This window comes from Streptomyces sp. NPDC048496, from assembly GCF_043200055.1.
Classification (GTDB): domain Bacteria; phylum Actinomycetota; class Actinomycetes; order Streptomycetales; family Streptomycetaceae; genus Streptomyces.
This window is the reverse complement of the sequence record NZ_JBICXB010000054.1, coordinates 25,725-36,542: the sequence shown is the minus strand read 5'-3', so window position 1 is coordinate 36,542 and position 10,818 is coordinate 25,725. Positions and strand designations below refer to the sequence as shown.

The 10,818-nt window shown below is 68.2% G+C and carries 9 protein-coding genes and 1 pseudogene; 3 read left to right on the top strand and 7 right to left on the bottom strand.

All coding sequences use genetic code 11. The annotated features are described in order from the left end of the window. Positions 1-241 precede the first annotated feature (241 nt). From ACGFSA_RS30470 to ACGFSA_RS30455, 4 genes and pseudogenes are all read right to left on the bottom strand, one after another. Positions 242-652: pseudogene (locus tag ACGFSA_RS30470) on the bottom strand (transposase); the annotation flags it as partial. A 282-nt stretch (positions 653-934) separates the two neighbouring features. Beyond that, the gene (locus tag ACGFSA_RS30465) at positions 935-3,682 is read right to left on the bottom strand and encodes an alkaline phosphatase family protein (RefSeq protein ID WP_393309268.1); all 2,748 of its coding nucleotides are present in this window, start codon (positions 3,680-3,682) and stop codon (positions 935-937) included. Between the two features lie 4 nt (positions 3,683-3,686). After that, positions 3,687-5,045, bottom strand: coding sequence for an ABC transporter permease (locus ACGFSA_RS30460; protein ID WP_393309267.1), 1,359 nt, complete (start codon positions 5,043-5,045; stop codon positions 3,687-3,689). Then, positions 5,042-5,983 carry an ABC transporter ATP-binding protein gene (locus ACGFSA_RS30455; protein ID WP_393309266.1) on the bottom strand — a complete coding sequence of 314 codons (942 nt, stop codon included), beginning with the start codon at positions 5,981-5,983 and terminating at the stop codon, positions 5,042-5,044. Before ACGFSA_RS30455 ends, ACGFSA_RS30460 begins: the two co-directional genes overlap by 4 nt. A gap of 563 nt (positions 5,984-6,546) precedes the next feature. On the opposite strand from ACGFSA_RS30455, the gene ACGFSA_RS30450 reads away from it, so the two are divergent. After that, the gene (locus ACGFSA_RS30450; RefSeq protein ID WP_393309265.1) at positions 6,547-6,876 is read left to right on the top strand and encodes an antibiotic biosynthesis monooxygenase family protein; all 330 of its coding nucleotides are present in this window, start codon (positions 6,547-6,549) and stop codon (positions 6,874-6,876) included. Between the two features lie 560 nt (positions 6,877-7,436). Here the strand turns inward: ACGFSA_RS30450 and ACGFSA_RS30445 are convergent. From ACGFSA_RS30445 to ACGFSA_RS30435, 3 genes are all read right to left on the bottom strand, one after another. After that, positions 7,437-7,700: a hypothetical protein gene (locus ACGFSA_RS30445; protein WP_393309264.1), complete on the bottom strand. Its 264-nt coding sequence runs from the start codon at positions 7,698-7,700 to the stop codon at positions 7,437-7,439. Positions 7,701-7,844: 144 nt separating this feature from the next. Then, the gene (locus tag ACGFSA_RS30440) at positions 7,845-8,231 is read right to left on the bottom strand and encodes a hypothetical protein (protein ID WP_393309263.1); all 387 of its coding nucleotides are present in this window, start codon (positions 8,229-8,231) and stop codon (positions 7,845-7,847) included. Positions 8,232-8,344: 113 nt separating this feature from the next. Next, the gene (locus ACGFSA_RS30435; RefSeq protein WP_393309262.1) at positions 8,345-9,085 is read right to left on the bottom strand and encodes a class II aldolase/adducin family protein; all 741 of its coding nucleotides are present in this window, start codon (positions 9,083-9,085) and stop codon (positions 8,345-8,347) included. Between ACGFSA_RS30435 and ACGFSA_RS30430 the strand changes: the two genes are divergently transcribed. Beyond that, entirely contained in the window at positions 9,032-9,682 is a 651-nt protein-coding gene (locus tag ACGFSA_RS30430) for a TetR/AcrR family transcriptional regulator (protein WP_393309261.1), read from the top strand. The genes ACGFSA_RS30435 and ACGFSA_RS30430 overlap by 54 nt on opposite strands. Before the next feature lie 116 nt (positions 9,683-9,798). Next, complete coding sequence (locus tag ACGFSA_RS30425) at positions 9,799-10,641, top strand: GNAT family N-acetyltransferase (RefSeq protein ID WP_393309260.1); 843 nt, start codon at positions 9,799-9,801, stop codon at positions 10,639-10,641. Positions 10,642-10,818 lie beyond the last annotated feature (177 nt).

The window sequence follows — 10,818 nt, the reverse complement described above, 5'->3', positions numbered from 1 at the left end:
CAAGCTTGTGACTAGACACCTCAAGCCTTGCAGGAAACGGCGTGTTTCATGTATCAGCGCAGGTCACAGCACCCACACATACGGCAGGAGAGCCCGTAAAATAGGGTTGTCATCAGCCGTGAGGCCAGTACCGCGCTCCGGGTCGACCTCACTGGAGTCGAGTGAGGTGAGAGACCTGCACCATCGGGTTGTCGCAGCAACCCGGCTGAAGCTGAGGGCAGTTCGTCTCGGGGGATGTCGAGGCGAGCGCGTCCAGGTGGCGGCGGCGGAAGCGGGAGATCGAGCGGAAGTCCGGGGCCTGGCCGGCGGCCAGGAACCGGAACGCGACGTCGTCGGCGCACTTGCGCTCGATCGCCCGCGAGGAGCGCACGCCGGTGGTGTAGCCGTAGATCAGCAGCCGCACCATCAGCCGCGGGTCATACGGCGGGAAGCCGCGCTTCTCGGTGTAGCCGGCCAGGACCGGCCCCAGATCCAGCACGTCATCGACCAGATCGGCGACGAACCGGGCCAGGTGCCCCTCGGGCGGCCAGTCGTCCAGCGACGGCGGCAGCAGCAGCAGAACCTGGTGCGGGTCGAACGCCCGGAACCGCTTGTCCACCGCCGCCGGACGGCCCTGCGGCCGCTTCATCTCGACCGGCTCGAACTCGAACAGCCCATCCGCACCACGCATACCGAGATCATCCCGCACGAACGATCACGAAACCTATGAGTACTGCTTACTGACCCACGCTCCTAGGCGCATATCTGGATGTGATCAATCTGCGGGATCCGGCCTCATCGTGGGGCCTGGTCCGGTAGATCGTCGTGCATGACGCGGGTGCAACTGACCGACAACGTATGGCAGTTCATCGAGCCCTACCTGCCGATAGGTCGGAGAGACCCCCCCGGCCGGCGGTGAAGCCGGCCAGGGGCTCCTTGACGCGATCAGGCTATGTCAGCCGTCGGACTCCGACGACGGGATGTAGGCGCCCGGCACGTCCGCCGGCGCGAAGATCTTGTCCTCGCCGGGGTACGGCTTCGTCCACTCGTGCGTCTGATACCACGTGAAGTGGTTCATCTGCGCGGGGTTCGCGAAGTCGGGCACAGCGTTGGGCCCGGTCAGCCGCTGGTGCGACTTCCAGGTGTCCCACTTCGCCGCGATCGCCTGCTTGTCCGCCGGCACCTTCGCCGACGGCGCGGGCGCCGCACTGGGGTTCTGCGGCGCCGGGGTGTCCACGCCGCAGGCAGGCGGGGTCTTCAGACCGTCGGTCAGCGAGGCCCGGTTGGGCAACGCCTTGAACGGCGTGTAGTCCGCGTGCTGGGTGAACGCCCCACGCATCGGGCTGGCCGCGCTGTCCTTCTGGTTCATCGGGTGGATCCCGAGGATCTGCTCGATGGTGCGGATCATCGTGATCTGCGAGTAGTAGTGGCTGTCGACGGTGCCGTGCTGGGCCCAGGGGCTGATGATCTGGACCGGGGCACGGTGGCCGTCGACGTGGTCGAGGCCGGCCTGGGAGTCGTCCTCGACGACGAAGATCGCCGAGTCTTTCCAGTACTTGCTGTGCGAGATCTTGTCAACCATCTTGCCGACCGCGAGGTCGTTGTCCGCGACCGCGGCGGCCGCGTTCGACGGACCACCGGTGTGGTCGTTGGAGAACCAGAGCATGTTCAGGTTCGCCGGACCGTTCTTCTCGAAGTCCTGCTTCCAGATCTCGTACTTGTAGACGTCCGGGACGTCCATGTCGAACATCGGGAAGCCTGGCACCGACACCTTGTTGAGCGACGGGATCGCCGAGCCCGTTTGTATGGGGTAGGCGGTCTTCTGCCCGGTCGCGTCCATGTTCTTGGCGTCGCAGTACAGGTTCTGCCAGGTCGCGCCGGACGGCTTGCTCTCGAACGACTGGAACTCGCCGAAGTCCTTGACGGACTTCCCAGCCGCCTGCGCACCGGTCCAGATGAAGCCGGACTTCTGGTGGCCGAGAGCGTCGTCCTCGGTGTCGTAGCTGCGCGTGTACTCACCGGCCGAGGACTCGGTGTACTCCGGGTTGTCGGCCTGCATCAGCCAGTTGTGACCCTCGGCGGAGTTCGTTCCGACGTCGTACGTGTTGTCGTACAGCCCGAACTGCCGAGCCAGCGCGTGCTGGTTCGGCGTCACGTTCTCGCCGAACTGCGTAAGCGACGGGTTGCCGTTGCCCTGCGGCATGTCACCGAAGACCTGGTCGTAGGTCCGGTTCTCCTTGACGAGCAAGAAGACGTGCTTGATCGTCGAGGGGTCGCCGAGCTTCACCGGGACCGGCACCGGCTTCGCGTTGCCCGTGCCCTGGGTGACCGAGCTGCCGTGCCAGCCGTTCTGGGTGAAGACCTTGCCGGTCTCGGACTTGATGACGCTGTCGTCCGGCAACGTGAACTGCGTCAGGCTCGACGTCGTGTCGTGGGTGCCGTGCCCGGCCTTGTTGGTGGGGCGGCGGGCGTCGATACCACGGGTGTTGGAGACGACCACGTTCTTGCCCACGGTGGTGATCTCCGCGGGGAAGTAGTCCGTCGGGAGCAGGCCGACGTAGCCGGCCGGCTCCTGCGGGGAGGTGTACCGGTAGACGGCGACCGCGTTGGCGCGGCCGAGCGTCACCAGCAGGTGACCGTCGTCGGTGAGCGTCACCGCGTTGGGCTCGTAGCCGACCGACGCCTTCGGCCACGGCTGGGTGGCGATGGTCTGCACGACCTTGTCGTTGGCGGTGTTGATGACCGACACGTTGTTGTCGGCGGTGTTGGTCACGAACACCGCCCCGTTCTTTGCGTACACCGCGGTCGGGTGCAGACCGACGTCGATGCTCCCGACGGCGGCGGACGGGTCCGCCAGGTTGATGACGCTGACCGTGCCGGTGGTGGTGGCACCGGTGTCCGGGTTGGCCGGCACCTGGGTGCCGTAGGAGTTGATCGTGGTGTCGCCGGCCTTGGCCGGGCGCCCGCCCTCGTTGCTGACGTAGAGCTTGTTGCCGACCATGGCGATGCCACGGGGGGCGTTGCCCACGGTCCAGTTCTGCTTGGTGGTCCCGGTCGCCGTGTCGATGGCGACCACCCGGTTCTGGCCGTTGACCGCGGAGTACACGGTGGAGCCGTCGGCCGAGAACACCGCCGCACCCACCAGTGCGCGCTTGGAGCCGTCGGCCGGGATCGAGATGGTCGTCGGGTTGGAGAGGGTGCCGTCCGGGTTCACGGTGAACTTGGTGTAGCCGTCCGCCTGGCCCAACCACAGCTGCGAACCATCGGGCGAGTACGTCGGGCCCTCCTGGCCGACGGCGTTGCTCTTGATGCGCAGGTCCGCCGACGCCGGGGTACCGACGCGCTGCTTCACCTGCCCGGTGTTGAGGTCCATGACGACCAGCGCTATCCCACCGTCGGTGACCGAGGCCGCGAGGTGGGTGCCGTCCGGGCTGACCGAGGACGACATGATCTTGCCGTCGTTGATGACGGTGCGGCTGCCGTACGGGGCGATGTACTGGTCGGCGGAGACGACCTGGCCGTTAGCGGTGACCTGGCCGACCTGCTCGGTGCCGAACTGATGCGTCTGGGCAACAGCGGTGCCTGTGACGGCGAGGACGACAGCGATGCCCGCCGTTACCAGAGAGGTCCGGCGGCCGACGCGTCTACCGAAAAGGCTGATCTGCTTCTTCTCGTTAATCCGACGCTGCCGTGTTACCTGCATGGAATTATCCCTTCGGAGTGGTGTCGAGCAGTTCGACGTTGCCGTCGAACTGCCAAAGCGGGTTCGGTGTGTCCCCGGTCGGGGTCCGCACCAGGAAGTAGCCGTTCACTTCCTTCGGTCCGTCGCCATCGGCCACGAACCGCCCGTCTGAGGTGGCGTCGAGCTGGTAGATGGCCGTCCCTGAGGCCTCGACGCCGGGGAGATGCCAGGTGACGACGCAACGCCAGTCGTTGCCCGGCCCATGGGCGGCGACCTGGCCGCCGCCCCTGTTGCACGCCGCCGTGACCCGCAGCTGCGCCTCGGTGACGTCGGGGCGGTTGAGCTGCTTGGTCTGGATGCGGTAGAGGTGGGCGAACGCCGTGGCGACCGACCGCTGGACCTTGTCCTGCTCGATTCCGGAACCCATTGACGGCGTCGCCACGGCGACGACCGCGACCGTGAGGGCACCCAGTCCGACCAGCGGCAGGAGCCCGGTGGTGATTGCTCGGCGCCCGGCGCCGTCGTAGGTCAGGTTGGTGAAGTCGCGCCGCAGGAAAAGGAGGTACGCCAGCGCTGTCGCGATCACGGCCCACACCAGGCTGACCGCGATACCGATCAGGAGCGGGTCAACCTGTGCCGGGCTGGTGAACAGACCGTTCCAGGCGATGAAGGCGTAGCCGGGCATGGCGAGGCGTACGGCCACGGGCAGCGGCAGCATCTGGGCGAGCTGCATCACGAGCGCGACAAGCGCGGGCAGCAGCAGCCCCATCGGGGACCGCCCCAGCGCGACCGACCCGAGCAGTCCGATCGCGGCGAGGGCCACCGTCGGGGCGAGCACGCACACCCAGGCGAGGAGGACCTCACCGGCGGCCTCCGAAGGCGTCAACAAGTGGCCGTCGAGTCCGACCAGCGGCTGGTTGCCGACCGCCACGATCCCGCCGACCGCGCTGGAACACGCCATCCCCGCCACGAGCAGCAGGATGACGGTGAGGCTGGCCAGTGCCTTCGCCACGAAGATCCGTCGAGGTGACCGGACCGCCACCAGCAGGTGGCGCCAGGTGCCGAGCCGGTCCTCGGAGGCGAACACGTCGCCGGCGACCAGCGAGGTCAGCAGCGGGAGCGCCCAGGTGCCCGCGAAGCCGAGCACCACCAGCGATCCGGCCCATCCCGTGTCGTGCATCCAGCGACCGAAGAGGGTGTCGGAGGGGAGCGAGCTCTGCTGGCTCACCGCGGCTACGAAGAGCGCCGGCGCGATCCAGCAGGCGAGAACCAGCAGACGGATACGCCATTGCGAGACCAGTTTGACCAGTTCGAAGCGGTAGCCCCGCGCCACCGAGACGGGGTGGACCCCAGCAACATTGTCGTCAGCAATGGTCGCGGTCATCGGCCGGCCTCCTGCTGCTCGGTGAGGGCGAGGAACGCGGCCTCGAGCGGCGACACCACGGGGGCGAGCTCGCGCACCGCGATGCCCGCGTGCACGAGCCGCACCACCAGTTCGTCGAGGGCGGGCACCAGCGCGCGCACGACGAGCACCTCGGCGCAGTGCCATGCCCCGGCGTCGTCGACGACGCCGATCCCGGCCATATCGACAGCCAGCCCGCGGGCGGCCTGCGGGTCGGAGGTGAGCAGCCGGTAGTCGAGTTCACGGTTCTCGGCGGCCAGCTTGCTCAGCGGACCGGAGAAGACGACCCGTCCGGTGGCGAGGATGGTGACCTCGGAGCACAGTGCCTCGAGGTCGTCCATGCGGTGGCTCGAGAGCATGACGCCGGTTCCGTCCGCCGCGAGCCGGGTGATGACACCGTGGACGTGTTTCTTCCCGGCCGGGTCGAGACCGTTGGACGGTTCGTCGAGCACGAGCAGCCGGGGCTTGGTGAGCAGGGCGGCGGCGAGCCCGAGCCGCTGACGCATGCCGAGGGAGAAGCCACGGGCCCGGTCGTCGGCGACATCGGTGAGCCCAACCTGGTCGAGCACGTCGTCTATCCCCGTTGTCCGCGCGTCGCGGCCGCGGAGAGCGGCCAGCGCGGCAAGGTTCTGCCTGGCGGTGAGCGAGGGGTAGAGACCGGGCCCGTCCACAAAGCCGGCGACACCGTCGGGAGCGGCGAGCGACCGCCCGACCGGCGTACCCAGGATGTCGAGGCGGCCGCTGTCGGCGACGGCCAGGCCCAGCAGGAGGCCGAGCAAAGTCGTCTTGCCGGCGCCGTTCGGTCCGACCAAGCCGTGGATCTGACCCTGCGTCACATCGAGATCGATGCCGTCGAGTGCGACGACGTCGCCGAAACACTTGGTGATCCCACGAGCCCGGACTGCGAGGAGTGCGTCCATAGTCCCTTCTTTCAAAACCAACAGGAAACTAAGGGACGGCGCACAGCACAGGCAGGGACAGCTAGTTGAATATTCGTGTAATGGGAAACGACCAGCAGCCGCTGCACCGATGCCCCGCCGGTAGCCGTCACCGGCATTGAACCGCCCGCCCGGCGCCGCCTTCGCCTGGTACTGGCCGAACGAGAACCGATCAACGACCTCACACTTCGTCACCGCCTCGTCGACGTGGGCCTCGAAGGAACGGCCCATGCGCGCCTGCGGGCGGCGGTGCTCAATGGGCATCCGTGAACTCCTGGGCCGCGGAGTGGGGCCCTTCGCTGCCTGCGGCTGATCGGGCACGGCCAGGCGTAATGAGTGCTCCACCGCCCGCGGTGGGGCCGGTCGGGGATTACGGTGAGGTCCAGGTCGAGTTCTCGGCCCTCAGGCCCCGACTGGGCCGCGTAAGAATCACGGGCGCCGTCACGTGCCCCAGCAACGGTCTCGATCCGGGCGGCGCCCCACAGACCCGCGTGATGTACGAGCCGCTCCCCCGTCTGCCGGCAGCCGTACGGCAGGATGGGACGATGAGCGTAGTCAAGATCAACGTACTGACCGTCCCTGCCGAGCAGCGGGAGACGCTGGAGAAGCGCTTCGCCTCCCGTGCCCATGCCGTGGAGAGCTCTGACGGCTTCGAGTGGTTCGAACTCCTCCGGCCGGTCGAAGGCACCGAGAACTACCTCGTCTACACGCGGTGGCGTGACGAAGAGTCATTCCAGGCCTGGATGGAGGGCCCCATGAAGACGGCCCACCAGGGCAGTGGCGCGGAGCGCGGAGAGCGCCCCAAACCGGCGGCAAGCGGGTCCACACTGTGGTCCTTCGAGGTCGTGCAGCAGGCGGCGCCGACAAGCGCGTAGACAGGTCGTCACGGCCGGCACGGCGCAGGCGGGTGAGTCCTTCGTCGCTGACGATGCCGAGGCCGCCGGCGATATGGCCCATGGGGCAGAACTACTCCTGGCCACCACATGGCCTCGAACGCCCAGGACAGCCGCCCGGGTGCGCCGGCCGATCCCGGTAAGCAGCCGACCGTGCATGTTGCCGGGGGTGCCCGACGGTCCGCAACGGCCACCGGGCACTCCCGGCGGTTCCTCATCGGAAGATGGCCGGCCTTCTACATGTCCTCGAGCTCCCAGCCGGGACGGGCCGTACCGGTCGCCCGGAGCTCCGACCGCGGGCCGGCCCGGGAGACATGACGCCGCCCGGCGCTGGGCACGGGTGTGCAGCGCCGGGCGGATGCCAGTGGTTCAGGGACGCCAGCTGCGCAGCTGGTCGGCGATGCGGGCAGCAGTGCAGCGCGGGTCGTACAGCTCCCGGGCCAGGGCGGCGAGCTGCTCGTGGGTCGGGTCGGGATACCGCTGGCATTGAGGTACATGACGGCAGCGGCGCAGGCAATGGTCAGGTTGGAGCGCTTGAGCCATCAACAGCGGCCGAGGGTGTGCATCAGGGCGGCGGCGCGGGCGTACGGGCCGCCGTACGCGGGCTGTTCGAGCAGTTCGGCCCGGCGGCGGGCGACGGCCGCGATCGGGACACCGAGGTCGTCGGGCGCGGGGCCCGAGGACTGCGACGAGTACCTCGACCGCCGCCCGCGATCCGGTCCACCTCCTGCGGGCCCACCGTCTTCAGACGTGCTCCACTGCTCGCCCAGCGCGGCGGACGCGCGCCAGGCCTGCTCCCTCCACACGGGAAGCGAACGAAGCCAGTCGTCCTGTCCCCGCTTCCTCTTGGGCGGGCGTTCGTTCGCTCGTGGAGGACCCGCACTGGCCCAACCGCCGCTCCTGAGCCCCCAACCTCGGGGCCGTGTGTCCTGCTGCACCTTCGGGACGTGTCACTGTGCGCCCGAGCGCGGAACGGTTTCGGCCCAGGGGATGTCCGTCCCGGCGTACCAGGTGAATCCGAGAGCACGCCAGAGCGGGGTCTGCCGGGCGAGCCGCTCGCGCAGGGCCGCCCAGGGAGTCGGGGCGAGCGTCCAGGCGCGTTCGGCAATCAGCGGGGGCTCACGAGGCACGTGGGTATGGGGCCGGTCCTTGGCGACGAGTACGGAGGCGATCGACGCCGCGGCAAGGACCCACGGCACGACCAGAAGACCCGCCTGCGCCTGCTTCAGGAACGCGGCTCCCACCATCGCGCCTGCGCCCCGCGGCAACAGGACGCCGAACGCGGCCGGCGTCGCGGTGGAGCCCCGGCGCTCCACCGCGACATGGTCCGGCGTCATGGCGATGAGGGAGGAGAGGAAGGCGTTCTGACCAGCTGGCAGAGGACCGGAACGCCAGCACACTCCGGAATCCCGCCACCATGGACGAAAATGAGTCTGGATGTGCCCAGTGGTCAGTCGAACAGGTCCGGATCGGAGGCCGTGATCTGGTCCCACAGCGGGCGCGCCTGGAACCAGCCCGCCAGGTGGGTGCCGACCTGTCCGCGGGTCAGTAGGGCGGTCTCCCGGTCGATGAGTTTCGGCGTGCCGGCCGCCATCGCCAACAGCTGTGCCTGGCAGGAGCGTTCCATGGTGATGAACCACCACATGGCCTCGGCGACCGAATGGCCGACGGTCAGCAGACCGTGGTTCTGCAGGATGACGGCCTTGTACCCGCCGAGGGCCTCGCCGATCCGCTTGCCTTCCTCCAGCTCGTCGACCACGCCCTGGTAGTCGCTGCAGAGGCCGTGGTCCTCGAAGAACGCGCACGCGTCCTGGGTGATCGGATCGAGCGGGATGCCGAGGCTGGAGAAGGCCTTGCCGTGCAGGGAATGGGAATGCGCGGCGGCCACGACGTCGGGGCGGGCGGCGTGCACCTGGGAGTGGATGACGAACGCGGCCTTGTTCACCAGGCGGTTGCCGTGCAGCACGGTGCCCTCGTGGTCGACCAGGATCAGATCGGACACCTTGATCTGGTTGAAGCTCATGCCGAACGGGTTGACCCAGAACCAGTCCGGGTTCTCCGGGTCACGCACCGTGATGTGGCCGGCGACGCCCTCGGAGAAGCCGAAGATGCCGAACAGCCGGAATCCTGCGGCAAGTTGTTCCTTGCGGTACCGCCGTTCGGCCTCGACGGAGTCGAACGTCGGCGGCATGGGGATGGTGACGCCATCGGGCAGTGGGCCTGCGGCGGCTACACCCGCGGAGCGTTCTACTCGAACTTCAGCAGCAAGGAAGAGCTCTTCTTCGCACTCTTCGACGCACACAGCGAACGAATCATCAGCCGCCTGACGGAACTGATCGACTCGATCGACCTGGAGGGCTTCTCGCTCGACCGGTTCGCGGAACTCCTCCCCGAACTCGAATCCGGTGAACGGGACTGGTTCCTGGTGACCACCGAGTTCACGCTCCATGCCATCCGCGACCGCCAGGCGGCCTGGGTGCTCGCACGCCACGACGCACGGCTGCGCGCGCAGATCGCCCGCGCCCTGACCGAATGCGTGCGCGGCGCGGGCCTCGCCCTCACCGTGGATCCCGAGGAGCTCGCCCGGCTGCTCATCGCTGTCCGGGAAGGCGAACTCGCTCAGAGCTACGTCGAACCCGACCAACTGCCGCCCGGAGAGCTCGGGCGCCGCTACCTCGCCCCTCTCCTGTCCGCCGTGACCGTACCCGTTGGTGATGCACCCTTGCCCGGGACGCCCGGACCGGGTGAAGGTTCCTCACATGAAGGCTCCGCAAGCGCGCAGTCGTAGCTCCCCGGACGGGTGCGTCATGCGGAGTCCCGACGTGGATCGCTTCTTGATCCAGCAGTTGTGGCAGCACGTAATGCGGTGGCAGTGGCTTCCAGGCTCCTGCTTGAATGCTCGGCATGACGTCTGTGGATCTTGGTGATCGCCGTGAACTGCTGAACCGGCTTGAGCGGTACTACGACGCGGTTCCCCGCTCCGGTGCCCGGGTCGAAGATTTCGGGCCGCTGACCCTGTTCATACGAGAAGGGCAGGGCTGGCCCTTCTATTCACGTCCGACCCTGGGATGGTCAGGGGCGGTGAGTACCGCCGATGTGAACCGGGCCCGTTCCCGGCAGCGCGAACTGGGCATCCCAGAGAGTTTCGAGTGGGTCGCCGAGACCGCACCTGCGTTGCGAGCCGCGGTCGAGCAGGCAGGGCTTGCAGTGCACGAGCATCCCTTGATGGTGCTCGCGCCAGAAGTACCGACTCCCGCCGTGCCCGAGGCGGTCGGCGGCGTAGTGGTGCGGACCGTGGAGGCGGACGATCCCGTACTGCCGAGCGCGCTGGCCGTTCCTCACCTGGCCTTCGCCGAGTCTGGCACCGGCGTCGGTGCCGCTGGACTCGCGGACTTGGACAAGGCAGTGCGCGACCGTGCCGGTGACGGATCGATCGAACGCATGGCGGCACGCATCCTGGCCGGCCTGACGTCCGTTGCCGCCGCGGTGGAGGGCGGCACGGCGCTGTGCGCCGGCCAGCACCAGCCGGTCGGCTCGGTCAGCGAGATCGTTGGGGTGGGAACTCTGCCGACCGCGCGCCGCCGTGGTCTTGCGCAGGCGGTCACCGCTGTGCTGGTGGCTCACGCACGATCCCGAGGCGTCAAGACCATCTTCTTGTCCGCGGGCGACGATGACGTCGCACGGATCTATGCCCGACTCGGCTTTCGCTCCGTGGGCACAGCACTGATCGCCGAGCCCCCCGAGTAGCGGCTGACACGACAGTCGATAGCCACAACAACCACATGAGTTCAGGGGATTGTGACGTCACCACCGCGTGAACTCCATCGCAAACCGGGTCGTCATCCGTCGGATCGACGGCTTGCGATGTAGTCGGTCCAGTTGCGCTTGACGCCTGAGATCCGGCAGATCCACGCCGACGCGCGC

What these genes read in the sequence shown, in the direction of transcription:
- ACGFSA_RS30465 (WP_393309268.1), bottom strand. Translation starts at nt 3,682, where the DNA reads ATGCAGGTAACACGGCAGCGTCGGATTAACGAGAAGAAGCAGATCAGC.
- ACGFSA_RS30460 (WP_393309267.1), bottom strand. Translation starts at nt 5,045, where the DNA reads ATGACCGCGACCATTGCTGACGACAATGTTGCTGGGGTCCACCCCGTC.
- ACGFSA_RS30455 (WP_393309266.1), bottom strand. Translation starts at nt 5,983, where the DNA reads ATGGACGCACTCCTCGCAGTCCGGGCTCGTGGGATCACCAAGTGTTTC.
- ACGFSA_RS30450 (WP_393309265.1), top strand. Translation starts at nt 6,547, where the DNA reads ATGAGCGTAGTCAAGATCAACGTACTGACCGTCCCTGCCGAGCAGCGG.
- ACGFSA_RS30440 (WP_393309263.1), bottom strand. Translation starts at nt 8,231, where the DNA reads ATGACGCCGGACCATGTCGCGGTGGAGCGCCGGGGCTCCACCGCGACG.
- ACGFSA_RS30435 (WP_393309262.1), bottom strand. Translation starts at nt 9,085, where the DNA reads ATGCCGCCGACGTTCGACTCCGTCGAGGCCGAACGGCGGTACCGCAAG.
- ACGFSA_RS30425 (WP_393309260.1), top strand. Translation starts at nt 9,799, where the DNA reads ATGACGTCTGTGGATCTTGGTGATCGCCGTGAACTGCTGAACCGGCTT.